The following is a 25,252-nucleotide window of genomic DNA, read 5'->3' as shown; positions in this document are numbered from 1 at the left end:
GAACCCGATCGGCGTTGCCGCGGCGATCGCCTCACGAGGCGAGCACGCAAAGGAGTGATGGCGCCTGTCCACCGCCCTGGTCGTCACAGCGCCCGCTGCCCCCGGTTCGACGGCTCGGGTCGATCCGGCCCCACTGCTCGCCGAGTTGTCGGCGCTCGATCGCAGTGTGCCGGAGATCGAGGTGGCGGCCCCGGACGCGCTGCGTGCCGCGTTGGCCGCGGGGGAGGACCGGATCACCCTCGTCGACGCGCGTTTCGTCGGCCACCGGCACGCGCTGCGCCTGGTGATTGCCGACACCCGCTTCCCGGCCGCACACGTACCCGGCGTGCTCGCCGTCGAGGGCGAGGCCAGGGCCGAGGCGGCCCGGATCGTGGCCGGACTCGACCGGCCCGCCGCCGACACCTGCGTGCCCGACCTGATCGCCGAGCGGCTGGCCGCGGCGGGCGTCTCGCTGCGTGAGGTGCCGCTGGGCGAACTGCTCGCCGAGGTGCCGCGCGACGAGGACGCCCGCGCCCGGGCGGTGGCCGCGGTGGCCGCGGTGGACGACGAGCGCGTCCGACTGACCTCGGCGGTCAAGGCCCGGGACGGCTTCTTCACCACGTTCGCGGTCAGCACCTGGTCGCGCTACCTGGCCCGCTGGTGCGCGCGCCGGGGCCTGACGCCCAATCAGGTCACCGTCGCCTCGCTGTTCGTCGCGCTCGCCGCGGCGGCGGGCGCGGCCACCGGCACCCGCGCCGGCTACATCGGCGCGGCCCTGGGCCTGTACTTCTCCTTCGTGCTCGACTGCACCGACGGCCAACTCGCCCGCTACGCGGTGAGCTATTCGCGGATCGGCTCGTGGCTGGACGCCACCTTCGACCGGGCCAAGGAGTACGCCGTCTACGCGGGCTTGGCGCTCGGCGCCGCCCGGCACGACGACGACGTGTGGACCCTCGCGCTGGTCGCGATGGTGGTGATGACCACCCGGCACATCGTCGACTTCGCGTTCAACGAGACCCGGCGCGGCATCGGCGGCGGGGACGACGAGAGCGCGGACGGCGGCGCGGGCGCCAAGCTGTCCGGCAAGCTGAACACGGTCGGCTGGACCGTGTGGGCCCGGCGGATGATCATCCTGCCGATCGGCGAGCGCTGGGCGCTGATCGCCGTGCTCACCGCGACCACCACACCGCGCATCACCTTCGTCGTGCTGATCACCGGCTGCGTGCTCGCCGCCTGCTACACCTCGCTCGGCCGCATCCTGCGCTCGCTGCCGCGCCGCACCCCGGCCGCCCCGCAGGTCGGCGAGCACCTGGCCGCGCTCGCCGACAGCGGCCCCCTCGCCGAACTCGTCGCCCGGCTGCGCCTGCGCGTGCCCGCCCCGGCGGCCGCGCTGCTCGGTACCGCCGCCCTGCTCGCCGTGCTGCTGGCGGGTGGCGCGGGCGAGTGGTGGGGCCTGGCCGGCGCGGGCGCCTACGTGCTGTGCGCCGGGGTGGCGATCGGCCGCCCGCTCGTGCGCCGGCTCGACTGGGTGGTGCCGCCGATCTTCCGGGCCGCCGAATACGCCGCGATCACCGTCCTGGCCGCGCGGGTGGTGCCCACCGCGGTGGCCGCGGCATTCGGTTTGGTCGCGGCCACCGCCTACCATCACTACGACACGGTGTATCGCCTGCGCGGCGGCTACGGGGCCCCGCCCCGGGCGCTGGTGTGGGCGGTGCTCGGTCACGAGGGACGTGTGCTCCTGGTGACCGTGCTGGCCGCGGCGGGCTCGGACACCCTGCGCACCGGTCTGATCGTCACGGCCGGCGTGCTGGCGGCGATCGTGCTCGCCGAGAGTGTCGCCTTCTGGGTGCGCGGCGCGCGCCCGGACATCGACGACGCCACCCCGGTGGGCCCCGCCCCCTCGGCCTCCACATCGTCGTACCGCCCCCTGGAGGCCGTCGTCGCGGCGGCCACCGATCGAACTGGAGACCTTTCATGATCGGCCTCGTTCTCGCCGCCGGCGCCGGCCGCCGGCTGCGCCCGCACACCGACACGCTGCCCAAGGCCCTGGTGCCGGTGGGCGCGCCCGGTGCGCCGGACAGCGAGCGCTCGATCCTGGAGGTCACGCTCTCCCACTACGCCGCGGTCGGCCTGACCGAGGCCGCGATCGTGATCGGCTACTGCGGCGACGCGATCCGCGAGCGGCAGGGCCTGCTGGAGCGTCGGTACGGCCTCGAACTGCACCTGGTCGACAACGACAAGGCCGAGGAGTGGAACAACGCCTACTCCCTGTGGTGCGCCCGCGACCACCTCGCCGACGGCGTGCTGCTCGCCAACGGCGACACGCTGCACCCGCTCTCGGTACAGGAGACCATGCTGGCCGCGCGGGGCGGCGACAAGGGCATCATCCTGGCCCTGGACACCGCCAAGCCGCTCGCCGACGAGGAAATGAAGGTCACCCTCGGCGACGACGGCCGGATGCGCCGGATCACCAAGCTGATGGACCCGGCCGAGGCGGCCGGCGAGTACATCGGCGTCACGCTGATCGAGGGCCACGCCGCGCCCGCGCTGGTCGACGCGCTCCGGGCCACCTTCGAGCGCGACCCGCAGCTGTACTACGAGGACGGCTACCAGGAGTTGGTGAACCGCGGCGGCCGGGTCGACGTGCAGCCGATCGGCGCGCCCGACACCCGGGTGCCGTGGACCGAGATCGACACCACCGAGGACCTGACGGTCGCCCGGGAGATCGCGTGCCGGTACTGACCCGACTGGTCCCCACACCGCTCACCGTCGACATCCGCGCGGGCGCGGTCGCCGACCTGGCCGGCATCCTGGCCGACCGTCGGGTCTCCACCTCGGGGCGGATCGCGGTCGTGGTCAGCGAGGGCTCCGGCGCCGGGCTGCGCGAGCGGTTCGCCCCGCAACTGCCGGGGGCCGAGTGGTACTCGGTGGGCGGCGGCACGCTGACCGCGGCGGTCGACCTGGCCGACCGCATGCGCGGCGGCGCCTACGACGCGGTGGTCGGCCTCGGCGGCGGCCGGGTCCTGGACGCCACCAAGTACGCCGCCGCGCGCGTGGGCCTGCCCATGGTCGCGGTCGCCACCAACCTCGCCCACGACGGCATCGCCTCGCCGGTGAGCATCCTCGACAACGACGCGGGCCGCGGTTCCTACGGCGTGCCCACGCCGATCGCGCTGGTGGTCGACCTGGACCTGGTCCGGGCCGCGCCGCAGCGCTTCGTGCGCTCCGGGATCGGCGAGTCGTTGTCGAACCTGTGCGCGGTGGCCGACTGGGAGTTGTCCCACCGGATCACCGGCGAGCCGCTGGACGGCCTCGCGGTCGCGCTGGCCCGTACCTCCGGCGACTCGATGCTGCACCGCCCGGGCGGCATCGAGGACGACGACTTCCTGGTCGCGCTGACCGAGGGCCTGGTGCTCTCCGGGATAGCGATGTCGGTGGCCGGCACCACCCGCCCGTGCAGCGGTGCCTGCCACGAGATCTCGCACGCCATCGACCTGCTCTACGGCGAGCGCGACGGACACGACGGGCTGCACGGCGAACAGGTCGGCCTGGGCGCCGCGTTCGCCACCCACCTGCGCGGCGACGAGGCGCTGACCAGGCTCTTGACGAGCACCCTCGATCGGCACAGGCTGCCGGTCGTGCCGGAGCATCTCGGCCTGACCATCGACGAGTTCACGGCGGTGGTGAGTCACGCGCCGCAGACCCGCCCGGGACGTTTCACCATCCTCGAACATCTCGACCTCGACCACGACGCCATCCGGGATTCGGTGACCGAATATGTCCACACCTACGGCGGCTGAGCTTCGCTCGGTCGTACACCCCGAGGGACTGCTCGACCGGCGCAGTGGCGAACACTGGGCCGGCCGCATCTACATGCGGCAGATCTCCCTCCAGGTCACCCGACGCATCGTCGGGACCCGGGTGACGCCCAACGGGCTCACCTACATGATGATCCTCGCGGGCATCGCCGCCGGCGCCGCGCTGATCCTGCCCGGCATCGCCGGACCGCTCGCCGCGCTGATCCTGGTGCAGCTCTACCTGCTGCTCGACTGCGTCGACGGCGAGGTGGCCCGCTGGCGCCGGCAGACCTCGGTCACCGGGGTCTACCTCGACCGGGTCGGCCACTACCTGTCCGAGGCCGCGCTGCTCTCCGGCGCCGGCCTGCACGCGGCGGGCGTCCTGGACGGCGGCGGCTTCAACGGCTACGCCACGCTCGGCGTGGTCGCCGCCCTCGGCGCGATCCTGATCAAGTCCGAGACCGACCTGGTCGACGGCGCCCGCGCGAAGAGCGGCCTGCCGCCCGTACAGGACGCCGCCGCCGTGCCGCGCTCCTCGGGCGCGGCGAGCGCGCGCAAGGTGGTCGCCTCGCTCAAGTTCCACCGCCTGGTCGGCGCCGTCGAGGCGTCGATCTTCCTGCTCCTGGCCGGCGTGCTCGACCTGGTGGCCGACGACGGCGGCCTGCTCTACAGCCGGATCGCGGTCACCGCGCTGGCCGCCATCGCCCTCCTGCAGACCGTGCTGCACCTGGTCAGCGTGCTCATGTCGAGCAGGCTCCGGTGACCGCCGAGGCTGCCGAGGGGCAGCGGGCCGACGGCGCCGGCGACCGGCCCGGCACCCCCGACGCCGGCCACCTGGCGCTCGGCGCGGTGGTGCTGACCATGGGCGACCGCCCGCACGAGCTGGACCGACTGCTGCGCTCGGTCGCCGACCAGGACGGCGAGTCGATGGCCGTGGTCGTGGTGGCCAACGGCGGGCCGCTGCCGGAGCTGCCCGAGGGCGCGGTGGGCGTCGCCCTGCCGAAGAACGTGGGCATCCCCGCCGGCCGCAACGTCGGCACCGACGCCCTGCCGGCCGACACCGACGTGGTGCTCTTCCTCGACGACGACGGCAGGCTCGGCGGCACCGACGCCGGCCGCCTGCTGCGCGAGGCGTTCGCGGCCAACCCGCGCCTGGGCATCGTCTCCTTCCGCATCGTGGATCCGGACAGCGGCGAGACCCAGCGCCGGCACGTGCCCCGGATCCGGGTCGGCGACCCGCTGCACTCCGGCCCGGTGACCACCTTCCTGGGCGGCGCCGCCGCGGTGCGCGCCGCGGTGCTGCGCGAGGTCGGCGGGCTGCCCGACGACTTCTTCTACGCGCACGAGGAGACCGACCTGGCCTGGCGCACGCTCGACGCGGGCTGGGAGATCGAGTACCGCGCCGACATCGTGCTGGAGCACCCCAAGACCAGCCCGGCCCGGCACGCCTCCTACTTCCGGATGAACGCGCGCAACCGCGTCTACCTGGCCCGGCGCAATCTGCCGTGGCCGATCGTGCCCGCCTACCTGGGTACCTGGGTGGTGCTCACCGCCGCCCGCCGACCGTCCAAGGAGAACGCCAGGGCCTGGGCGGCCGGCTTCCGGGAGGGCTGGCGGACCCCCGCCGGCCCGCGCCGACCGATGTCCTGGCGAACGGTCTGGCGGATGACCAGGCTCGGCCGTCCGCCCGTGATCTGACAGGCTGGAATTCCCCGTACCGTATCGATTTCGACCCGACGCACATGAAAGTGTCAACGTGGCCAACAGCGTGCAGGCCGACACCCTTAGCCCACAGGGGACGTCGGCACCCCCCGGTTCCAGCGAACCACTGGCGGACCTCGCCGCCCGCTACAAGCTGACGGTCAGTGGTGCCCGCCCCGGGCTGTTCGCGTACAGCGGGCAGCTCTGGGCCCGGCGCCACTTCATCGTGGCCTTCGCCAACGCCAAGACCCGGGCCACCTACAGCACGGCCAAGCTCGGCCAGGTGTGGCAGGTGCTCACGCCGCTGATGAACGCGGCCGTGTACTACCTGATCTTCGGCTACCTGGTGCAGACCAAGGAGGGCATCGACAACTACGTCGCCTTCCTGGTCACCGGCGTCTTCGTGTTCACCTTCACGCAGAGCGCGGTGCTCGCGGGCAGCCGGGCGATCAGCGACCAGCTCAATCTGATCCGGGCACTGCACTTCCCCCGCGCGTGCCTGCCGATCTCGTTCACCATCGTTCAGCTCCAGCAGCTGCTGTTCTCGATGGTCGTGCTGTGCGCGATCGTGCTGGGCACCGGCGAGCCGCTCACCCTGAAGTGGCTCCTGGTGGTGCCCGCGCTGGTGCTGCAGTTCGTCTTCAACGTCGGTCTGAGCCTGGTCCTGGCCCGGATCGGCGCGGTGCTGGTGGACATCAAGCAGCTGCTGCCGTTCGTGCTGCGCACCTGGCTGTACCTCAGCGGCGTGTTCTACAGCCTGGACTCCTACACCGACAAGGCGCCCGGCTGGGTGGCCCGGGTGCTGGAGGCGAACCCGGGAGCGGTCTACATCGAGGTGATCCGCGACTCGCTCATCGACAGCCACCACACCCTGCCGCTGCACGTGTGGGGCTACGCGGTGGGCTGGGCGCTGGTGATGGGCATCGGCGGATACGTGTACTTCTGGAAGGCGGAAGAGAGGTACGGCAGTGGCTGAGCAGCCCGCGATCATGAGTTTGGCCGAGGCCGGCGCGAAGTCCGAAGCGAAGTCCGAGGTCGACGTGCCCGAGCAGGGTGCCGCGCAGCAGCCGCAGGAGGAGATGCCGCCGACCGTGGTGGTCGACGACGTGCACCTGATCTACCGGGTGCACGGCGCCGCCGCGGGCAAGGGCAGCGCCACCTCCGCGCTGTCCCGGCTCGCGCTGCGCAAGAAGGCGGCGGGCATCACCGAGGTGCACGCCGTGCGCGGCGTCAGCTTCGTCGCCTACAAGGGTCAGGCGATCGGCCTGATCGGGCGCAACGGTTCGGGCAAGAGCACGATCCTGCGCTGCATCGCCGGCCTGTTGCCGCCCACCACCGGCAAGATCTACAGCGACGGCCAGCCGTCGCTCCTGGGCGTCAACGCCGCGATGATGAACGACCTCACCGGTGAGCGGAACATCATCCTGGGCTGCCTGGCGATGGGCATGACCCAGCGCGAGGCCGACGACAAGTACGACGACATCGCCACGTTCTCCGGGCTGAACAACTACAACGGCAAGGACTTCCTCCGGCTGCCGATGCGGACGTACTCGTCCGGCATGGCCTCCCGCCTGCGGTTCTCCATCGCGGCCGCGCGCACGCACGACGTGCTGATGATCGACGAGGCGCTGGCCACCGGCGACCGCGACTTCCAGCTCAAGAGCGAGGCGCGGATCCGCCGGCTCCGCGAGGAGGCGGGCACGGTCTTCCTGGTCAGCCACAGCATGAAGTCGATCCGGGACACCTGCGATCGGGTGATCTGGCTCGACCAGGGCGTGATCAAGATGGACGGTCCGACGACGGAGGTCGTCGACGCCTACGAGGGCAAGTAGCCCCCGGCCCCACCCGGGTCCAGGCGGCAGCGGCACCACGGCGGCAACGCCGGTACGACACGCACCACCCGCACCACAAGCACCACACGCACCACGCAAAGGGGTTCACCGGTGTCCTTGCAGGTCCTGGCGGAGAGTACGGACGACAACCTCGACATCGAGGTCCTGCGGGACGTCAACGGACTCACCGAACACACCTCCTGGGCGCACGGCGGCATGGAGTTCATGGGCGAGTACGGCATGTTCGCCGTACTCGCCGTGCTCGGCCTGCTCGCGTGGTGGCGGATACGCTCCCGGCCGGACCACGTCGCGGCCGTGGCCGGCCTCGTGTGGGCCCCGCTCGCGGCCCTGGTGGCGGAGTTGGCCAACGCGCCGCTGCGCGACTGGGTGGACCGGCCGCGCCCCTTCCTGAGCCACGACGGGTTGCACGTGCTCGTGCAGGGCAAGACCGACCCGTCGTTCGCCTCCGACCACGCGCTGACCACGATGGCGCTCGCGGTCGGGATCCTGCTGGTGGACCGCCGGATCGGCGTCCTCGCGGTGCTCGCCGCGGTGTTCACCGGCTTCGCCCGGCTCTACGTGGGCGTGCACTACCCGACCGACGTGCTCGCCGGGTTCGCGCTCGGCGCGCTGGTCGCGCTGGTCGGCTCGATGTTCGTGGGCCGCCTCCTGGAGCCGGTGGTGCGGATGGTCGAACGCGGACCGCTGCGGCCACTGGTCACGGCCGAGCCGCGTCCGGCGGGATGACGGCGGCGCGGCCGAGGGGGCGGACACGATGGGGAGCGACACCGAGGGCGGCCGGGACGCGGGCCGACTGGGCGAGCGGCTGAGCCTGCGCGAACAGGTCGCGCGGGCGATCCGGGCCGCGCTGGTGGCCGGCCGGATGCGGCCGGGGGTGGTCTACTCGGCGCCGGCCCTGGCTGGCCGGTTCGGGGTGTCCGCCACGCCGGTGCGCGAGGCACTGCTCGACCTGGCCAAGGACGGCCTCGTCGAACCGGTCCGCAACAAGGGCTTCCGGGTGCGCGCGATGTCCGCCGCGGACCTGGCCGACGTGCACGACCTGCGCGAACTCCTGGAGATACCGACCGTCGCCCGGCTCGCCCGGGACGGCTGCGCGGACGAACTGCCGCGCCTGCGCGCGCTGGTCGACGACCTCGCCGACGCGTCGGAGCGGGCCGACGTGGCGGACCGCGTGGACGCCGAGGACCGCTTCCACGCGCACCTGCTCGGCCTGGCCGGAAACGCGCGCCTGGTCAAGGTGGTCGCCGAACTGCGGGCCCAGGCCCGGCTGTACGGTCCCGGCCCGGCGCCGGACGCGGCCGAACACGGCTCGATCGCCGCCGAGTTCCACCGGCTGCTCGACCTGATCGAGGCCCGCGACGCGGCGGGCGCCGAGGAGGCGACCCGCCGACACCTGGCCCGATCGCGCCCGCCCGCCCCGGCATCCCCCGAACGGCCGTAACCCGGCGTCGGCTCGCTCGTTGTCCCGTCGAGCCGCCGCCGCGTGGCCGGCCGTCACGCGAGGATTCCGAGCATCCGGGAGAACCCCACATGTTGGTCCGCACCGCGCTCACGAGTGCCTGTTGCGCCCTCGTCCTGGCCGGCGTCGCCGGCTGTCAGGGCGACGACGTGCAACCGCAGGGAGCGCAGGTCAAGGGCAGTGGCGGGGCCGCGAGCGGCGGCCCGTCGGAAGCGGTCGCCGCCGTGCGCAAGGCGGCCGACGTCACCACGGGCGCGAAGAGTTCGCGCACCCGCACCACGATGACGATGCAGAGCGACAACCGCGTCGTGAAGCTCACCGGCCAGGGCATGTTCGACTACGTCCGGCACATCGGTTCGCTCACGGTGGACGCGCCCAAGGACTCCGGCATCGCCGGGCCGCTCCAGGAGATCCTGACCCCCGAAGCGCTCTACATGAAGAACGGCTCGCCCGGCATCCCCAAGGACAAGTGGGTGCGCCTCGCGATCGACGGGCTGGCCGACGGCAACCTGGTCAGCGGCGGCGGCACCGACCCCGGGACGTCCTTCGAGATACTGCGCGGGGTCAACGACGACGTGGTCCTGGTGGGCACCGAGAAGCTGGGCCCGGACACCGTGCGGCACTACAAGGGCACCCTGGACATCCGCAAGGCGCACGACCTGACCGCGCCGGAGGTGCGCGGCCCGCTGGCCGCCGCGCTGAAGACCTTCGAGGGCGCGCCGATCCCGTTCGACGCCTACCTCGACGAGGCCGGTCGACTGCGCAAGGTCGAGGAGTCGTTCGTGTTCGTGATGGGCCCGGACGAGGCCAAGTCCGCGCCGACGACGAAGGTGCTCTCCGCCGCGGAGCTGTACGACTTCGGCGTCGTGGTCGACGTCAAACCGCCCGAGGCCAAGGACCTCTACGTGCCACCGGCTCCGCCCGCGGCCCCACCGGGCACCCCCGCGAAACGCGGCTAGACCTTGCCGGCATCGGCCGGACCGGGCCCGGGCCCGGTCCGCCGGGCGGCCCCGGTCACATCCGCGGCGTCGTTCCGGGCGGTTCCCAAATGACCCAGGCGTGTCATGTTCGCGCCGAGGAGCCGCCTCTACGCTGGATGGGCCGAAGGACCGTCCGAGGTGTGCCGCGAGGAGGTGATGGGGGTGTCACGATTCTCCGATCGCCGCGTGCACGACCACGTCGTCCTCGACGAGATCGAGCTCTACGGGGACCTGATGATCGCGGCCTCGGCGAGCGAGGGTCCGCTCACCCAGGCGCAGATCGACGCCGTGCTCGGTCTGGCCGGCGGCTGGGGGTCGGGCGCCCACGGCAGGGCCGGCCCCCGTCGCCGCGGCCTCAGGAGCGCACCAGGCGTGCGATCGCCTGGGACGCCTCCTTGACCTTCTCCTCCGCCTCCGGACCGCCCTTTTCCACCGCGTTCGCCACGCAGTGCCCGAGGTGTTCCTCCAGCAGGCTGAGCGCGAAGGACTGCAGCGCCTTGGTCGCCGCCGAGACCTGGGTGAGGATGTCGATGCAGTACTCGTCCTCGGAGACCATGCGCTGCAGGCCGCGAATCTGCCCCTCGACCCGACGCAGCCGCTTCAGGTGCTCGTCCTTGCGCCCGCTGTAGCCGTGCCCCGACGCGCCGTGTCCCGAGGTTTCGTGCCCCGACGCACCGGATGTCGCCTTCGTGTTGGGCGTCTGCGGATCCTGTTCCACCGTCGTCTCCCGTGTCCGTGCGGCCGTTTCCCACCTGTCCATGGCCCGATCGGGTGACCGTCCACGTCTTCGAATTTACCCCCGGGGGGTATATCCGGCAAGCGTTCCGATCGCCCCGCCCGTGCCGGACCGACCCCGACCGGCGCCGTGCCGGTCGATCGCCGGATCCGGTTCGTGTGATGTGGGCGACATGGATCGAGGGTAGGCCGCTCTGTCATTCGAATGGTGCGCGGACCCATACTCTGGCCGTGTGACGGGCGTCCTCGACGGCGGAACGGGCGGTTCCGCATGCCCGTTCGTCGCTGTGCGCGTGTGTCTCATTACCGCCGGGTACGGCCGGGGTTCGCGTCGACTCCCCGGTTTGCGTGCAGGACCGCAAGAGCGCCTAGCATCGACGCCGACCACCTTCATTATCCCGGAGACCTCAAGTGCGATTGCGTCTGACCCCCAGGGAGACGAGCTTCTACGACATGTTCGCCGCAGCGGCGAGCAACCTGGTCACCGCATCCAAGCTCCTGACGGAGTTGCTCGGCGCAGAGGTCTCCGCTCGTCCGGAGATCGCCGAACGGATGCGCGCGGCCGAGCATGCCGGTGACGACACCACGCATGCGATCATGCGCCAGCTCAACGCCTCCTTCATCACGCCGTTCGACCGCGAGGACATCTACGCGCTCGCCTCGCAACTCGACGACGTCATGGACTACATGGAAGAGGCGGTCGACCTGGTCGTGCTGTACCAGCTCGACGAACTCCCGCCCCAGGTCGCGGACCAGATCGAGGTGCTCGTGCGGGCCTCGGAGCTGACCGCCGAGGCGATGCCCCGGCTGCGCACGATGAAGGACCTGACCGAGTACTGGATCGAGATCAACCGACTCGAGAACCAGGCCGACCAGATCCACCGCAAGTTGCTGGCGCACCTGTTCAGCGGGGCGTACGACGCGCTGACCGTGCTCAAGCTCAAGGGCATCGTCGACGTGCTCGAAGAGGCCGCCGACGGGTTCGAGCACGTGGCGAACACGGTCGAGACGATCGCCGTCAAGGAGTCCTGACCCAGTGGAACTCACTGGTCTGATCATCGTCATCGGCGTCGCGCTCTTCTTCACCTACACCAACGGCTTCCACGACTCGGCCAACGCCATCGCCACCTCGGTGTCCACCCGGGCACTGACCCCGCGGGCGGCGCTGGCCATGGCCGCGGTGATGAACCTCGCCGGCGCCTTCCTCGGCGAAGGTGTCGCGAAGACCGTCAGCGAAGGGCTGATCTCCACCCCCGAGGGCCATCAAGGTCTGGTCATCCTGTTCGCGGCGCTGGTCGGCGCGATCTTCTGGAACCTGCTGACCTGGTACTTCGGACTGCCCTCGTCCTCGTCGCACGCACTGTTCGGTGGCCTGGTCGGCGCCGCGCTCGCGGGCTCCAGCACCGTCTACTGGGACGGCGTGCTGGAAAAAGTGGTCATCCCGATGTTCCTGTCGCCGGTGGTCGGCCTGGTGGCCGGCTATCTGGTGATGGTCGGGATCATCTGGCTGTTCCGCAGGTCCAACCCGCACAAGGCCAAGCGCGGATTCCGGCTCGCGCAGACCGTCTCGGCGGCCGGCATGGCGCTCGGGCACGGCATCCAGGACGCCCAGAAGACGATGGGCATCGTGGTGATGGCGCTGGTGATCAGCGGGCACCACGAGGGCGACGGCATTCCGGTGTGGGTCAAGCTCGCCTGCGCCATCACGCTCTCGGCCGGCACCTACGCGGGCGGATGGCGGATCATGCGCACCCTCGGCCGCAAGATCATCGAGCTGGATCCGCCGCAGGGCTTCGCCGCCGAGACCACGGCCGCGTCGATCCTGTACACCACGGCCTACGTTTTCAAGGCGCCGATCTCCACCACGCACATCATCACCTCGGCGATCATGGGCGTGGGCGCGACCAAGCGGGTCAAGGCGGTGCGCTGGGGCGTCGCCAAGAACATCCTGATCGGCTGGTTCACCACGATGCCGGCCGCGGGTCTGGTCGCGGCGGGCACCTACGGGATCGCCCACCTGATCGTGGGCTGACCCCGGGGCCGCGCGCCGCGCGCGTAATGCAGGACGCACGCGGTATTCGGCCCGGACGGCGCGGATGCCACAGGTGGCACAAGCGTTGCATAACGGACGAGAGGGCCCGCACCGAATCCGGTGCGGGCCCTCTCGCGTGTCCATGTCGGCGGTCCGTCGACTCGTCGCTCGGTGCGTCGATCCGTCAGCCGAACCGGCCGGCGATGTAGTCGGCGGTGGATTCCTCGGTCGGCGCGGAGAAGATCGTCTCGGTGTCGCCGATCTCCACCAGCTTGCCGGGCTGACCCGGGCCGGCCAGGTTGAAGAACGCGGTCTTGTCCGAGACACGGGCCGCCTGCTGCATGTTGTGTGTCACGATCACGATCGTGTAGCGCTCCTTGAGCAGCGCGATCAGGTCCTCGATCGCCAGCGTGGAGATCGGGTCCAGGGCCGAGCACGGCTCGTCCATCAGCAGCACCTGCGGCTCGACCGCGATCGCGCGCGCGATGCACAGTCGCTGCTGCTGGCCACCGGACAGGCCCGCGCCGGGCTTGTTCAGCCGGTCCTTGACCTCGGTCCACAGGTTGGCGCCGCGCAGCGACCGCTCGACGATCGCGTCCAGGTCGCCCTTGCGCTTGATCCCGGCGAGCTTGAGCCCGGCCGCGACGTTGTCGTAGATCGACATGGTCGGGAAGGGGTTGGGCCGCTGGAACACCATGCCGACCGTGCGGCGCACCGCCACCGGGTCGATGTCGCTGCCGTACAGGTCCTGCCCGTCGAGCGCGACCGAGCCGTCCACGGAGGCGCCCGGGATCAACTCGTGCATCCGGTTCAGGGTGCGGATGAAGGTGGACTTGCCGCAGCCGGAGGGACCGATGAAGGCCGTGACCGAACGCGGCTCCATGGTCATCGAGATGTCCTCGACGGCCTTGTGCGAGCCGTAGTAGGCGTTGAGCCCGGCAACTTCGATGCGCTTGGTCATTCCTGCCTCTGGATCGGTGCGGATGTCGGTGCCGCGGTCGGCCGTACGGGTCCTCGTCGTGGCCTTCATCGGCCCGCCTTCGGTGCCTTCCAGCGGGCGATCAGCCGCGCCGCCAGGTTGAGGATCATCACGATGAGGATCAGCGTGAGTGCCGCGGCCCAGGCCCGTTCCTCGGCGAACTTGTTGCCGGCGTGGTTCTGGTCGAACACGTAGAGCGGCAGCGCCGATTGCCACCCCGAGAAGGGGTCGGTGTTGATCGACTGGGTGAGCCCGACGAGCAGCAGCAGCGGGGCGGTCTCGCCGATCACGCGGGCGATGGAGAGCATCACGCCGGTGACGATGCCGCCGAACGCGGTGGGCAGCACGACCTTGAGCACGGTGCGCCACTTCGGGATGCCGAGCGCCAGGCTGGCCTCGCGCAGCTCGTTCGGGACGAGCTTGAGCATCTCCTCGGCGGAGCGCACCACCGTCGGCAACATCAGGATCATCAGCGCCAGCGACCCGGCGAAGCCGGAGGCCTCGAAGCCGAGCATCAGGATCCAGAAGGCGTAGATGAACAGACCCGCGACGATCGACGGCAGACCGGTCATCACGTCGACGAAGAAGGTCACCGTCTTGGCCAGCCGGCCGCGCCCGTACTCGACCAGGTAGATCGCGGTGAGCAGACCGATCGGGACCGCGATCAGGGTGGCCAGGCCGACCTGCTCCAGGGTGCCGATGATCGCGTGGTACACGCCGCCGGTGTCGTCCCGGGCGCCCACGCCGCGCATCGAGTGGGACAGGAAGTACGGGGTGAGCTTGTCGACGCCGCGCTGGATCGTGTAGCCGAGCAGCGAGACCAGCGGAAGCACGGCGAGCACGAACGTGGTGGAGATCAGGCTGGTGGCGAACCGGTCCCGGGCCCGCCGCGCGTCCTCGAAGCGCCACGAGACGGCGGAGAGCGCGACGATGAAGATCACGCCGGCGAGGAAGACCGCGAGCGCCCAGTTGTCCAGGGTCAGCTTGAACACGATGGTCAGCAGCACGCCGCCGCCGGCGATCGCCCACGGCACCTGACGCGGCAGGGTGCGCCGGGTCAGCGACGCCGCGCGCGGATCGGCCAGACCCCCGCGACCGCCCTCGGCCGCGTCCGTGCCGATGCCCGGGCGCTTGTCGCCCGTGTCCAGGACGGTCATGAGTTCGCTCCAGAGAACGCCTTGCGCCGGTTGATGACGACGCGCGCGGCGCCGTTGACGAGCAGCGTCATGATGAACAGGACGAGGCCGGAGGCGATCAACGCGCCGCGGCCGATGTCGCCCGACTCGCCGAACTGGTTCGCGATGTTGGCCGCGATCGTGTTGTTGCCCGGGTCCAGGATGTGGACCGAGACCTCGAAGCTGGGGGAGAGCACCATCGCGACCGCGATGGTCTCGCCGACCGCGCGGCCGAGGCCGAGCATCGAGGCGCTGATGATGCCGGGCTTGCCGTAGGGCAGTACCGCGACCCGGATCATCTCCCAGCGGGTGGCGCCGAGCGCGAGCGCGGCCTCCTCGTGGGCGCGGGGCACCTGGAGGAAGACCTCACGGGTGACCGCCGCGATGATCGGCAGGATCATGATGGCCAGCACGATGCCGACGGTGAACAGGGTGCGTGCGGTGACGCCCGCCTGCTCCTTGTCGAAGATCGGGATCCAACCGAGGTAGTCGGCCAGCCACGAGTGCAGGCCGAGCAGCTTGGGCGCCAGGAAGATGTAGCCCCACAGGCCGTAGACCACGCTGGGCACCGCGGCCAGCAGGTCGACGATGTAGCCGAGCGTCTGGGCGATCCGCCGGGGTGCGTAGTGCGTGATGAACAGCGCCACCCCCACCGCGACCGGCACCGCGATGATCATCGCGATGGTGGCGCTGACAACCGTGCCGAACACCAGTGTGACGACACCGAAGGCGGGCTTCGCCGCGTTCGGGTCCCAGCCCTGGTCGGTCAGGAAGCTGCCGTTGTTCTCCGACAGTGCGTCCGTCGCCTTGACCACGAGGAAGATCGCGATCGCGGCCATGATGACGAGCAGGCTGATGCCGGCACCGCGCGCGGCGCCGGAGAAGATCCGGTCGCCGAGCCGAACCTTCGTGCGCTGCTTGGCCGGTGGGGCCTTGCGCTCGGGGTCCGCCGGTGCGGTGGGGGTGGTGGTGGACATCTCTCTCCGTACGAGTCGGTCGCTCGGAATCGAACTAGGACAGACCGGCCACGGCGGCGCGAACCTTGTCCGCGACCGTCGTCGGGAGCGGCGCGTAGCCGATGCCCGCCAGGACCTTCTGGCCTTCGACGCTGGAGGTGTAGGTGAGGAAGGACTTCATCAGCGGGAGCTTGTCCGCCGCGGTGCCCTTCTCGCACACGATCTCGTAGGTGACGAGGATGATCGGGTAGGCGCCCTCGGCCTTGGTCGCGTAGTCGACCGACAGCTTCAGGTCGTTGCCCGTGCCCGCGATCTTGGCCGCCTCGACGGCCTTGCCCGCGGCCTCGGGGGTGAGCTTGACCGGAGCCGACGCGCCCGTGTTGATCGCGGCGATGCTCAGACCCGCGTTCTCCGCGTAGGACTGCTCCACGTAGGTGATCGCGCCCTGCGTCGACTTCACGATCTGCGCGACGCCCTCGCTGCCCTTGGCGCCCTGGCCGCCCGGGGCCTTCCAGTCCTGGGCCGCGTCGAAGGTCCAGTCGGCGCCGGCGGCGGCCTTGAGGTACTTGGTGAAGTTCTCGGTGGTGCCGGAGGCCTCGGACCGGTGCACGGGCTGGATCGCGGTGCCGGGCAGCTGCGCGTTCGGGTTCAGCGCCTTGATCTCGGCGGCGTCCCACTTGGTGATCTTGCCGGAGAAGATGCCGGCGATCGTCTTCGCGTCCAGGACCAGGTCCTTGGCGCCGGAGACGTTGTACGCGACCGCGATCGGGCCGGTCACCATCGGGAGGTTGATCGCCTGGCCCGGCGCGCACGCGGCGGCGGCCTTGGTGACCTCTTCCGGCTTGAGCGCCGAGTCGGAGCCCGCGAAGGTGACCTGCTTGTCGAAGAACGACTGGCGGCCGGTGCCCGAACCCGAGGACGCGTAGTCGATCGTGGCACCCGAGCACTTGGCCTGGTACGCCTTGATCCACTCGTCCATCGCGTTCTTCTGGGCACTGGAGCCGGCGGCGGCGAGCTTGCCGGTGCCGCAGTCACCCTTGGGGGCCTCCGCGCCGGGGGCGGACGCAGCCTTCGTGGACGACTTCTTGTCGTCACCCGAGCTGTTGTCGTCGGAGCCACACGCGGCCAGCGTGAGCGCGCCGGCGAGTGCCAGGCCGGTGAAGCCGATACCGCGACGGACACTGCGGGGCCGAATGGTCACGGCGCTCCCTTTCGATCGAACTCTGCTCGTGGTCGCGACGACCCGAGCGGTCGCCGTCATGCATGAAGTTAGGCCGTGTGAATGAAGCGATCCGCCGCGGAAAGTGAACCGAGGGTGAACTCGAACGGTCGAGTCAGATAAGCCGACCGCTGGATGAATTGTCCGTTCATGTAGCCATTTACTACCCGCGAACTGGGGCTTTGTGGTGACGCCTGAACGACGTTCATCCCGCGTTCAGATGGACGCCGAGTGACGTTCGGTAAACCGTGATCACGGCTTGACCAAGCGCTCAGCTTCCCGTCGGATAGGGGGCGTATCGGCCCGCGGCCACCACCCGCCCCGCCCACGTGTGCAACACGGCGAATTCGCCGGGCAACAACGGCTCCGCCGGCAGCCGGGGCGAGCCGGCCCCGGAGACGGTCGCGGGCAGGTCCGGGACGGGCGTACACAGCAGCGCGGGCCGACCCGCGCGCACCGCCTCGGCGGGCGACGCGGCGGCCGCGCGCACCCGCGCCCCGGCCGCCGCCACATACGGCGCCACCGTCGCGGCGGCGTCCGGCTCCGCGCACCCGTACACCTCGACCGGCGCGAACGCGGCCAGCATCGGCACCAGATCGAGGGCGAACGCCGGGCCCGCGCGCAACACCACGACCGGCACCGTCGCCGGCGGCGGCCCGGTGCGAAACGCCTCGGTCAACGACACGGTGTAGTCCGGCGTCCCGCTCCGCTCCGCGGCCTCCTCCGGCGCGCCCCACCACATCCGGTCCACCTCGTGATTGGGGGTGAACCCGCCCGACACCGCCTCCGCCACCCAGTAGCGGTTGATCTTGATCCGACCGCGCGAGCGCATCGGATAGCTGCGCACCCCCAACTCCCGGCCCAGCACGGCCCGGAAACCGGTCTCCTCGGCGATCTCGCGCACCGCGGCGACCACCGCGGGCTCACCGGGCTCCAGCTTGCCCTTGGGGAAGGACCAGTCGTCGTAGCGCGGCCGGTGCACCAGCGCCACCTGCGTCCCGTCGGGGGTCCGCCGCCACAACACCCCACCCGCGGCGAGCACCGGATCGTGCGCGGGCTCGGCCGCCCCGGGTGGGTCATCCATCGAGCCACGACCTGACGTCGTGCGCGTAGGCCCCCGGCCAGACCCGGGTGAAGGCGTAGCGCTGCGCCGTCGCCGCCCACCGCTCGCGGGCGTACAACTCGCCGAGCACGAACGAGGCGGGCCCGCCGATCCGGGGCGTGGCCGCCAGGTCGGCCACCGCGTCGGCCGCGATGCAGGCGTCCTGGTGGATGCCCAGGACCTCGGTGACCGCCTTGAGCCGCCGGGCCAGCCGGGCGGCGGGCGCGCCGAACGCGGGCACGCACATGTCGGCGGCGTAGCGGGCCCGCTTGGCCAGGATCCGCACCCGGTGCCACGCCTCGTCGTCGCTGCCCGCGTACGGGGAGAAGCCGGGATCGTCCACCGGGTCCGGATACGGCACCCCCGCCGCGACCAGTGGCAGCGCGTCGGCGGCCCGGTCGAGTCGGCGCAGCGTGCGGGCCACCAGCTTCGGCACCACCTCGGCGCCCGGGTCCGCCGCCCGGGCGGTGAAGGTCAGCCCCAGGGCCGGCTCCACCAATTCGGCGGACAGCGTGGTGAACAGTCCCGAGTCGAGCGCGGCCAGCGCCCGGGCCCGTCCGGAGCCCAGGTCGCCGCGCAGTCGGCGCTCGGCCAGCGCCCGGGCCCGGACCGTCCCCGGCCGCTCGGGCAACGCGTCCAGGTCCGCGAGCAGCCGCTCGAGCAATACCTCGGAGTCGCGCTCGCCGGCCAGCGCGTCAGCGGCCTCGCGCAGCCGGGTGCGCAGGCGGCCGGCGGGCTCCGGGTCGAGCAGCGGCGCGCAGGTGGCCAGCGCGCTGCGGATGCGTCTGGCGGCCACCCGCGCCTGGTGCGCGGCGTCCTCCTCGCCGGCGCCCAGGCAGGGCAACTGGTCGATGAACGCGCCCGCCTCGCCCACCAGGTGGGCGAGCAGGATCTCGCCGGCGGAGGTGTCCTCGGCCGCCGCGCGGGGTCGGGGAATGGTCGTCGCCTGCTTGCTACTCCGGCCCACGTCTGCGCCTCCGGGTCTCGATGAGGTGCTCCTGCACGTCGCGAAGCCGGGTGCCGTCGGCCGCCGTCGCGTGCCTGGTCCACGTACCGTCCCGGTCGAGGTGCCAGGACGCGGTCTCCGCGCTCATCCCCAGGTCCATGAAGGACGTCATCTCGTCGCGGTGTCGATCGCCGCGCAGCCGCACCGCGGCCTCGACCCTGCGGTCGAGGTTGCGGTGCATCAGGTCGGCGCTGCCGATCCACACCTCGGGCTCGCCGCCGCCGGCGAAGACCCACACCCTCGAGTGTTCCAAAAATCGGCCGAGAATACTGCGCACTCGAATGGTCTCGGACAACCCGGGAACGCCCGGCCGCAGCGCGCAGATGCCGCGGATCCACAGGTCCACCGGGACGCCCGCCTGCGAGGCGCGGTACAGCGCGTCGATCACCAGCTCGTCCACCAGCGAATTGGACTTCAGCCGGACGTAGGCGGGCAGGCCCGCCTCGTGGTTGGCCACCTCCCGCTCTATCCGCTCGACCAGTCCGTTGCGCAGCGAGTGCGGCGCGACCAGCAGGCGCCGGAAGGACTGCGCGCGCGAGTAGCCGGAGAGCCGGTTGAACAGGTTCGACATGTCCTCGCCGACCTGCGGGTCGGCGGTCAGCAGGCCCAGGTCCTCGTAGAGCCGGGCGGTCTTCGGGTTGTAGTTGCCGGTGCCGATGTGGCAGTAGCGGCGCAGCGCGTCGCCCTCCTGGCGCACCACCAGGCACAGCTTGGAGTGCGTCTTCAGGCCCACCACGCCGTGCACGACGTGGCAGCCGGCCTGCTCCAGCTTGCGCGCCCAGGTGATGTTGGCGTGCTCGTCGAAGCGGGCCTTGAGCTCGACCAGGACCAGTACCTGCTTGCCCGATTCGGCCGCGTCCACCAGCGCGTCCACGATCGGCGAGTCGCCCGAGGTGCGGTACAGGGTCTGCTTGATCGCGAGCACGTTCGGATCGGCCGCGGCCTGCTCCAGGAAGGCCTGGACCGAGGTCGCGAACGAGTCGTAGGGGTGGTGGACCAGGATGTCGCGCTTGCGCATCGCGGCGAACACGTCGGCGGCCTGCGCGGTCTCCACCTCGGCCAGGTCGCGGTGGGTGCCGGCGACGAAGCGGCCGAACTTCAGCTCCGGCCGGTCCAGGTCGGCGATCGCGTGCAGCCCGGTCAGGTCCAGCGGCCCCGGCAGCGGGTAGACCTCCTTCTCGCCCACGCCCAACTCCCGCACCAGCAGGTCCAGCACGTGCGGGTCGATGGTCTCCTCGACCTCGAGCCGGACCGGCGGGCCGAACCGGCGGCGCATCAGCTCCCGCTCCAGCGCCTGGAGCAGGTTCTCCGCGTCGTCCTCCTCCACCTCCAGGTCCTCGTTGCGGGTGACCCGGAACGCGTGGTGGCCGAGCACGTCCATGCCCGGGAACAGATCGCCCAGGAACTCGGCGATCACCTCCTCCAGCGGCACGAAGCGGGCCGGCGAGGTCTCCACGAAACGCGGCAGCAGCGGCGGCACCTTGACCCGGGCGAAGTGCTCGTTGCCCGAGCGCGGGTTGCGCACGATCACGGCCAGGTTCAGCGACAGGCCGGAGATGTACGGGAAGGGGTGCGCCGGGTCGACCGCCAACGGGGTGAGCACCGGGAAGACCCGCTCGCGAAAGAGCGCGTAGAGCGACTGCCGCTCGCCGTCGGTGAGGTCGTCGAAGCGCAGCAGCTGGATGTCGGCCTCGCCGAGCGCGGGCAGCACGTCGTGGTGGAAGCAGGTGGAGTGGCGGGCCATCAGCGCGCGGCTGCGCGACCAGATGTTCTCCAGCACCTCGCGCGGCTGCAGTCCGCTCGCCGCGCGCACGGCCAGGCCGGTGGCGATCCGGCGCTTGAGGCCGGCCACCCGGACCATGAAGAACTCGTCGAGGTTGGACGCGAAGATGGCCAGATATCGAGCCCGCTCCAGCAGCGGGGTACTCGGATCCTCGGCGAGTTCGAGCACCCGCTCGTTGAACGCCAGCCAGCTGCCCTCGCGGTCCAGGAACCGGTCCGGGGGCAGCTCGGACTCCGCGTGCGCCGGAGCCGTGGTGACGGCCACGGTGCCGCCGGTCTTCGCCGGCGGCACGGCGACGGTGAGGTGTCGGGAGGATCGTGCGGCGGGCGTCTCGGCGTTCATCAGACCATTGTCTTTTCGCGACGGTCTATGTGCACCTGTACGAAGGCGACCCGAAACAGTTGTTCGCCAGGTTTCACACGGTGTTCAACGTCGGTACATCACATCGACTGTATGCACACGAAAGCCCAAACGGGTATAGACCTTGACCGCCGGCTCGTTGTCCGCGTCCACATAGAGCAATATTTCGGCGAGCGGCACACCGTCGACGGTGCGCTCGGCCAGGTGTCGCAGGCCCACCGCGGTCAGCAGCGCGCCCAGGCCGCGACCCTGCGCGGCCGGGTCGACGCCGACCACGTACACCTCGCCCAGCGGGCCCGAGTCCGCCGTCGCGGGGTGCGTCTTGGTCCAGTGGAACCCGAGCGGCTCGCCGGTGCCCGCGTCCTCGGCGAGGAAGAAGCCGGCCGGGTCGAACCACGGCTCGGCGAACCGCCGGGTCAGGTCCTCGGCGGTCCACGCGCCCTGCTCCGGGTGGTGGGCGAACGCCTTCGCGTTCAGCGCGAGCCAGGCCCGGTCGTCCACGCCCGGGCGGAAGGTGCGCAGCCGGACGTCGGCGGGCGTGGCGACCTCGGGCACCGGGGTGTCGGCCACCCGGCGCATCTGCCACAACTCGCGGAACGCGGTGAAGTCCAGCGCCTCGGCCAGCCGCCCGGCCGCCGGCAGCTTGCCGTGCGCCCACACCCGCAGCCGGCCCCGCTCGTCGACCCGCGCGGCCTCGGCGAGCACGGCTTCGAGCAGCGCCCGCCCCAGGCCCGCGCCGCGCGCGGCCGGCACCACGAACAGTTCGGCGGCGGGTCCGTCCACCGGGTCCGCGCCGTCGAGATGCGCGAAGCCGACGATCCCCGAGGCGTCGCGGGCCAGCAGTTCGCGGGCCGAGGGCGCGCCGTGGCGCAGCTCCAGCCGGGACTGCTCGGACAGCGGCGCCGCGCCGTCGACGCCGGCCGCCGCCTCCGCAAGGGCCAGTACGGCGGCGGCGTCATCCGCCGAGGCCCGATTCACCGTCTCGATCGACACATCCGCGAGGTCCATGACGTCCACGGTACTGAGCGGCGCCGAAGGGCGTCGCGGGGCCGTCGGGCGCGGCGGTCAGCCGCAGCCGCAGCTGCGCCGGACCACCAGCGTGGAGGGGAAGGTGCGCACCCGAGGGTCGCCGGCCGCGGCCGGTTCGCGTTCGAGCGCCAGCTCCACCGCGGCGCGGGCCATGCCCGGCCGGTCGGAGGTGACCGTGGTCAGCGGCGGGTCGGCGATGGCCGCCTCGGCGATGTCGTCGAAGCCGACCACCGCGAGGTCGTCCGGCACCCGCAGGCCCACCTCGCGCGCCGCGTGCAGCACGCCCATCGCCTGGTCGTCGGTCGAGCAGAACAGCGCCCGGGGCCGGTCCGGCCCGGACAGCAGGGACAGCGCGACCTGGTAGGCGCCGAAGCGGCCGAAGGGCGCCTCGTGCAGCAGGCCCTCGGTGGGCAGTCCGCGCTCGGCCAGCGCCCGCCGCCAGCCGGTGACGTGGTCGGTGACCGGGTCGCCCGAGTCGGGGGTGGTGGGCGGTCCGCCGAGGCAGTCCACCCGGGTGAAGCCGTGCGTGTCCACCAGGTGCCGGACCGCCGTGTAGGCGCCCTGGACGTCGTCCAGGATGACCGCGTCGCCGCCCAGCGCGTCGGGTTGGCGGTGCATCAGCACCACCCGCACGTCGCGGGTGGCGATCTCGCGCGCGGCGCGTTCGGACGGGCCCTGGCTGACCAGCACGAGGCCGGACACCTGCATGCCGAGGAACGCGCGCACGTAGTGCAGTTCGCGGTCGTCCTCGTAGTCGGAGTTGCCGATCAGCACCAGCCGGCCCTGCTCGAACGCGGCCTGCTCGACGGTGTGCGCGAGTTCGGCGAAGAACGCCTGCCGGGCGTCGGGCAGCACCAATCCGATCAGGTTCGTGCGGCGGCTGGCCATCGCCTGGGCCACGCTGTCGGGGCGGTAGCCGAGCTTGTCTATGGCCGCGAGTACACGCTCGCGCGTGGCCGGGGCGACCGGGCGCGGGCCGTTGTTGACGACGTAGGAGACCACCGCGGTGGAGGTCCCCGCGAGGCGGGCGACGTCGTCGCGGGTCACTTTGGGCACGCGGTCATTGTAGGGACGAGGACCGGCGCGGCTCACGGGAGTTCACAACCTGGACGCGGCAACGGGACGGTCCTCCGCGTTCTTCCGGATAAGTCTGTTTTGTAGGTATGGGCGTCGGATGTGCCGCCTCGTCGGCCGACTGGGCGGGGTTCACTTGCGGATGTCGGTCGGCGGCGGTCGCAACGGGCCGGTCGCCCGGGTGCGCGGACGCGTGTCGCTCGGGTGTGCGGACTCACACCCGCTCGGCGACCGCTACGTCCCCGACACCCCGGTCGGGCACCACGAACCGGTAGCCGACGTTGCGCACGGTGCCGATCAGCGACTCGTGCTCCGGCCCGAGCTTGGCCCGCAGTCGGCGCACGTGCACGTCCACCGTGCGGGTGCCGCCGAAGTAGTCGTATCCCCACACCTCCTGCAGCAACTGGGCCCGGGTGAACACCCGGCCCGGGTGCTGCGCGAGGTACTTGATCAACTCGAACTCCTTGAACGTCAGATCGAGCACCCGTCCGCGCAGCTTCGCGCTGTAGGTGGCCTCGTCGATGCTCAGGTCGCCGTTGCGGATCTCGGTGGGCTCGTCCTCCGCGCCCTGGGCCGCCTGGAGCCGGCCGATCGCCAGACGCAGGCGGGCCTCGACCTCGGCCGGCCCGGCGGTGTCCAGGAGCACGTCGTCGACGCCCCAGTCGGCGGTCAGCGCGGCCAGGCCGCCCTCGGTGGCCACCAGGACCAGGGGGGCGCCGACCCCGGTGGTCCGCAGGACCCGACACAGACTGCGCACCTGGGGGAGGTCACGCCTGCCGTCGACCAGGATGACGTCGGCGGCGGGCGCGTCGACCAGGGCGGAGGCCTCGGCCGGGGCCACCCGTACCTGGTGCAGCAGCAGTCCGAGCGCGGGCAGCACCTCGGCAGACGGCTGGAGCGCGTTCGTGAGCAGCAGCAGGGCACTCAACGGGACACCTCCCAAAAACAGGCACAAAACACGAAAGGACCCGGGGCATCGTCGCCCGGATCCTTCATCGGTCGCCGACTCGTCCGATTCCGTAACCGTTGGGGAACCACTACCGGGGTCCTTGGGGTGTGCCCGTCATCGGAGGAGAGCCTGCGGGGCCAGGATAGCGAACATGTCTCGAGGAACCGACCCACCCGGGGATCTTCCCGCACTGCGGACACCCCACCGGACATCCGACGACCCGCCGTTCACCGGAATGCCTGCACCCGAGCAGGCCGTGTTGTGCACCGACGACGACGTGCGGATCAGCGCCGTACACGGGCCCGCGGCCGAATCCGCGGTGGGCTCCGGGGCACTCGATCGGGTCTTCGTGGTCGCCCACGGGTTCACCGGATCGTGGCGGCGACCGGCGGTCCGCGCGGTGCTGCGCGGCCTGCGCCGGCACGGCGGGGTGATCGGGTTCGACTTTCGCGGACACGGCGCGTCCACCGGGCTGAGCACGGTCGGCGACCGCGAGGTGCGCGACCTGGAGGCCGCGATCGGCTGGGGCCGTCGGCTCGGCTACCGCCGAGTGGTCACCGTCGGCTTCTCGATGGGCGGCGGCGTCGTGCTGCGGCACGCGGCGCTGTACACCGGGCCCGCGGCGGTGGTCGCGGTCAGCGCGCCCGCCCGCTGGTACTACCGGGGGACCGCGCCGATGCGCCGGGTGCACTTCGCGATCGAACGCCCGACCGGCCGGGTGCTCGCCCGGCTCGCGCTCGGCACCCGGATCTCCGCCGAGCCCTGGCATCCGGTCCCGCTCGCCCCGTTCGAGGCCGCCGCCGCGCTCACGCCCACGCCGCTGCTCGTGGTGCACGGCGATCGCGACCCCTATTTCCCGCTCGACCACCCCCGGCAGATCCACGCCGCGGCCCGGTCGCCGAAGGAGTTGTGGATCGAACCCGGCCTCGGGCACGCCGAGAACGCGGTCGACGCCGAGCTGGTGGACCGGATCGGCCGGTGGGCCCGGGCGCGCACCGAAGGGTGATCCGCGCGCCGGGCGGACCGAAGGGCTCGTCCCGAGGCGTCATCATGGATGCTGCACGCCTCGGCGCCGGTCGGCACC

At 71.6% G+C, this 25,252-nt stretch carries 24 protein-coding genes; 13 read left to right on the top strand and 11 right to left on the bottom strand.

What is annotated here, in order from left to right:
- Nucleotides 1–166: 166 nt before the first annotated feature.
- The 10 genes from EMA17_RS09605 (at nt 167) to EMA17_RS09560 (ending at nt 9,748) form a co-directional block, all read left to right on the top strand.
- Entirely contained in the window at nt 167–1,957 is a 1,791-nt protein-coding gene (locus EMA17_RS09605) for a DUF5941 domain-containing protein (RefSeq protein WP_371862978.1), read from the top strand.
- On the top strand, nt 1,954–2,721 hold the full coding sequence (locus EMA17_RS09600) for a phosphocholine cytidylyltransferase family protein (RefSeq protein WP_126636476.1): 768 nt from the start codon (nt 1,954–1,956) through the stop codon (nt 2,719–2,721). The genes EMA17_RS09605 and EMA17_RS09600 overlap by 4 nt, the downstream gene beginning before the upstream one ends.
- The gene (locus EMA17_RS09595; RefSeq protein ID WP_126636475.1) at nt 2,709–3,779 is read left to right on the top strand and encodes an iron-containing alcohol dehydrogenase family protein; all 1,071 of its coding nucleotides are present in this window, start codon (nt 2,709–2,711) and stop codon (nt 3,777–3,779) included. The genes EMA17_RS09600 and EMA17_RS09595 overlap by 13 nt, the downstream gene beginning before the upstream one ends.
- On the top strand, nt 3,757–4,539 hold the full coding sequence (locus tag EMA17_RS09590; RefSeq protein ID WP_126636474.1) for a CDP-alcohol phosphatidyltransferase family protein: 783 nt from the start codon (nt 3,757–3,759) through the stop codon (nt 4,537–4,539). Before EMA17_RS09595 ends, EMA17_RS09590 begins: the two co-directional genes overlap by 23 nt.
- A gap of 71 nt (nt 4,540–4,610) precedes the next feature.
- Nucleotides 4,611–5,474 (top strand): glycosyltransferase family 2 protein, encoded by an 864-nt coding sequence (locus EMA17_RS09585; protein WP_126636679.1) that lies wholly within the window; start codon nt 4,611–4,613, stop codon nt 5,472–5,474.
- Between the two features lie 58 nt (nt 5,475–5,532).
- Nucleotides 5,533–6,453 (top strand): ABC transporter permease, encoded by a 921-nt coding sequence (locus EMA17_RS09580; protein WP_126636473.1) that lies wholly within the window; start codon nt 5,533–5,535, stop codon nt 6,451–6,453.
- Between the two features lie 103 nt (nt 6,454–6,556).
- Nucleotides 6,557–7,309: an ABC transporter ATP-binding protein gene (locus tag EMA17_RS09575; protein ID WP_246126578.1), complete on the top strand. Its 753-nt coding sequence runs from the start codon at nt 6,557–6,559 to the stop codon at nt 7,307–7,309.
- 111 nt (nt 7,310–7,420) lie between these two features.
- A complete protein-coding gene (locus EMA17_RS09570; RefSeq protein WP_246126553.1) occupies nt 7,421–8,056 on the top strand; it encodes a phosphatase PAP2 family protein in 636 nt (211 codons plus the stop codon).
- 28 nt (nt 8,057–8,084) lie between these two features.
- Nucleotides 8,085–8,771: a GntR family transcriptional regulator gene (locus tag EMA17_RS09565; protein ID WP_126636472.1), complete on the top strand. Its 687-nt coding sequence runs from the start codon at nt 8,085–8,087 to the stop codon at nt 8,769–8,771.
- 89 nt (nt 8,772–8,860) lie between these two features.
- Nucleotides 8,861–9,748 (top strand): SCO4651 family lipoprotein, encoded by an 888-nt coding sequence (locus EMA17_RS09560; protein WP_126636471.1) that lies wholly within the window; start codon nt 8,861–8,863, stop codon nt 9,746–9,748.
- A gap of 376 nt (nt 9,749–10,124) precedes the next feature.
- On the opposite strand, the gene EMA17_RS53255 is transcribed toward EMA17_RS09560, so the two are convergent.
- Complete coding sequence (locus EMA17_RS53255; protein WP_218042739.1) at nt 10,125–10,529, bottom strand: metal-sensitive transcriptional regulator; 405 nt, start codon at nt 10,527–10,529, stop codon at nt 10,125–10,127.
- A gap of 386 nt (nt 10,530–10,915) precedes the next feature.
- Between EMA17_RS53255 and EMA17_RS09545 the strand changes: the two genes are divergently transcribed.
- Both EMA17_RS09545 and EMA17_RS09540 read left to right on the top strand, forming a co-directional pair.
- Nucleotides 10,916–11,536 (top strand): DUF47 domain-containing protein, encoded by a 621-nt coding sequence (locus EMA17_RS09545; RefSeq protein WP_020552276.1) that lies wholly within the window; start codon nt 10,916–10,918, stop codon nt 11,534–11,536.
- Nucleotides 11,537–11,540: 4 nt separating this feature from the next.
- Nucleotides 11,541–12,536, top strand: coding sequence for an inorganic phosphate transporter (locus EMA17_RS09540; RefSeq protein WP_126636469.1), 996 nt, complete (start codon nt 11,541–11,543; stop codon nt 12,534–12,536).
- 184 nt (nt 12,537–12,720) lie between these two features.
- Here the strand turns inward: EMA17_RS09540 and pstB are convergent, their stop codons facing one another.
- The 10 genes from pstB to EMA17_RS09490 form a co-directional block, all read right to left on the bottom strand.
- Complete coding sequence (pstB, locus tag EMA17_RS09535) at nt 12,721–13,497, bottom strand: phosphate ABC transporter ATP-binding protein PstB (RefSeq protein ID WP_078976006.1); 777 nt, start codon at nt 13,495–13,497, stop codon at nt 12,721–12,723.
- A 65-nt stretch (nt 13,498–13,562) separates the two neighbouring features.
- Nucleotides 13,563–14,672, bottom strand: a complete 1,110-nt coding sequence (gene pstA, locus EMA17_RS09530) for a phosphate ABC transporter permease PstA (protein ID WP_126636468.1) — start codon at nt 14,670–14,672, stop codon at nt 13,563–13,565.
- Nucleotides 14,669–15,667, bottom strand: a complete 999-nt coding sequence (pstC, locus tag EMA17_RS09525) for a phosphate ABC transporter permease subunit PstC (RefSeq protein WP_126636467.1) — start codon at nt 15,665–15,667, stop codon at nt 14,669–14,671. Before pstC ends, pstA begins: the two co-directional genes overlap by 4 nt.
- Before the next feature lie 34 nt (nt 15,668–15,701).
- A complete protein-coding gene (gene pstS, locus EMA17_RS09520) occupies nt 15,702–16,847 on the bottom strand; it encodes a phosphate ABC transporter substrate-binding protein PstS (RefSeq protein WP_126636466.1) in 1,146 nt (381 codons plus the stop codon).
- Between the two features lie 289 nt (nt 16,848–17,136).
- A complete protein-coding gene (locus tag EMA17_RS53890) occupies nt 17,137–17,949 on the bottom strand; it encodes an NUDIX hydrolase (RefSeq protein ID WP_126636465.1) in 813 nt (270 codons plus the stop codon).
- Entirely contained in the window at nt 17,942–18,934 is a 993-nt protein-coding gene (locus EMA17_RS09510) for a CHAD domain-containing protein (RefSeq protein ID WP_126636464.1), read from the bottom strand. Before EMA17_RS09510 ends, EMA17_RS53890 begins: the two co-directional genes overlap by 8 nt.
- Entirely contained in the window at nt 18,921–21,098 is a 2,178-nt protein-coding gene (locus EMA17_RS09505) for an RNA degradosome polyphosphate kinase (protein ID WP_126636463.1), read from the bottom strand. Before EMA17_RS09505 ends, EMA17_RS09510 begins: the two co-directional genes overlap by 14 nt.
- An 84-nt stretch (nt 21,099–21,182) precedes the next feature.
- Nucleotides 21,183–22,124, bottom strand: a complete 942-nt coding sequence (gene mshD / locus EMA17_RS09500; protein WP_126636462.1) for a mycothiol synthase — start codon at nt 22,122–22,124, stop codon at nt 21,183–21,185.
- A gap of 57 nt (nt 22,125–22,181) precedes the next feature.
- Nucleotides 22,182–23,201: a LacI family DNA-binding transcriptional regulator gene (locus EMA17_RS09495; RefSeq protein ID WP_126636461.1), complete on the bottom strand. Its 1,020-nt coding sequence runs from the start codon at nt 23,199–23,201 to the stop codon at nt 22,182–22,184.
- 232 nt (nt 23,202–23,433) lie between these two features.
- Nucleotides 23,434–24,147 (bottom strand): response regulator transcription factor, encoded by a 714-nt coding sequence (locus EMA17_RS09490; RefSeq protein ID WP_078975999.1) that lies wholly within the window; start codon nt 24,145–24,147, stop codon nt 23,434–23,436.
- Between the two features lie 172 nt (nt 24,148–24,319).
- Between EMA17_RS09490 and EMA17_RS09485 the strand changes: the two genes are divergently transcribed.
- Nucleotides 24,320–25,174, top strand: a complete 855-nt coding sequence (locus EMA17_RS09485; RefSeq protein WP_170222137.1) for an alpha/beta hydrolase — start codon at nt 24,320–24,322, stop codon at nt 25,172–25,174.
- Nucleotides 25,175–25,252: the final 78 nt, after the last annotated feature.

It is taken from the genome of Embleya hyalina (assembly GCF_003967355.1).
Taxonomy (GTDB): domain Bacteria; phylum Actinomycetota; class Actinomycetes; order Streptomycetales; family Streptomycetaceae; genus Embleya; species Embleya hyalina.
Note: the sequence above shows the minus strand (reverse complement) of the source record. Positions and strands in the feature narration are given on the sequence as shown.

Bases quoted from the DNA above. Each gene is read 5' to 3' on its own strand.
- EMA17_RS09600 (WP_126636476.1), top strand. From the start codon at position 1,954: ATGATCGGCCTCGTTCTCGCCGCCGGCGCCGGCCGCCGGCTGCGCCCG.
- EMA17_RS09590 (WP_126636474.1), top strand. From the start codon at position 3,757: ATGTCCACACCTACGGCGGCTGAGCTTCGCTCGGTCGTACACCCCGAG.
- EMA17_RS09575 (WP_246126578.1), top strand. From the start codon at position 6,557: ATGCCGCCGACCGTGGTGGTCGACGACGTGCACCTGATCTACCGGGTG.
- EMA17_RS09565 (WP_126636472.1), top strand. From the start codon at position 8,085: ATGGGGAGCGACACCGAGGGCGGCCGGGACGCGGGCCGACTGGGCGAG.
- EMA17_RS09560 (WP_126636471.1), top strand. From the start codon at position 8,861: ATGTTGGTCCGCACCGCGCTCACGAGTGCCTGTTGCGCCCTCGTCCTG.
- EMA17_RS53255 (WP_218042739.1), bottom strand. From the start codon at position 10,529: ATGGACAGGTGGGAAACGGCCGCACGGACACGGGAGACGACGGTGGAA.
- pstB (WP_078976006.1), bottom strand. From the start codon at position 13,497: ATGACCAAGCGCATCGAAGTTGCCGGGCTCAACGCCTACTACGGCTCG.
- pstA (WP_126636468.1), bottom strand. From the start codon at position 14,672: ATGACCGTCCTGGACACGGGCGACAAGCGCCCGGGCATCGGCACGGAC.
- pstC (WP_126636467.1), bottom strand. From the start codon at position 15,667: ATGTCCACCACCACCCCCACCGCACCGGCGGACCCCGAGCGCAAGGCC.
- EMA17_RS53890 (WP_126636465.1), bottom strand. From the start codon at position 17,949: ATGGATGACCCACCCGGGGCGGCCGAGCCCGCGCACGATCCGGTGCTC.
- EMA17_RS09505 (WP_126636463.1), bottom strand. From the start codon at position 21,098: ATGAACGCCGAGACGCCCGCCGCACGATCCTCCCGACACCTCACCGTC.
- mshD (WP_126636462.1), bottom strand. From the start codon at position 22,124: ATGGACCTCGCGGATGTGTCGATCGAGACGGTGAATCGGGCCTCGGCG.
- EMA17_RS09485 (WP_170222137.1), top strand. From the start codon at position 24,320: ATGTCTCGAGGAACCGACCCACCCGGGGATCTTCCCGCACTGCGGACA.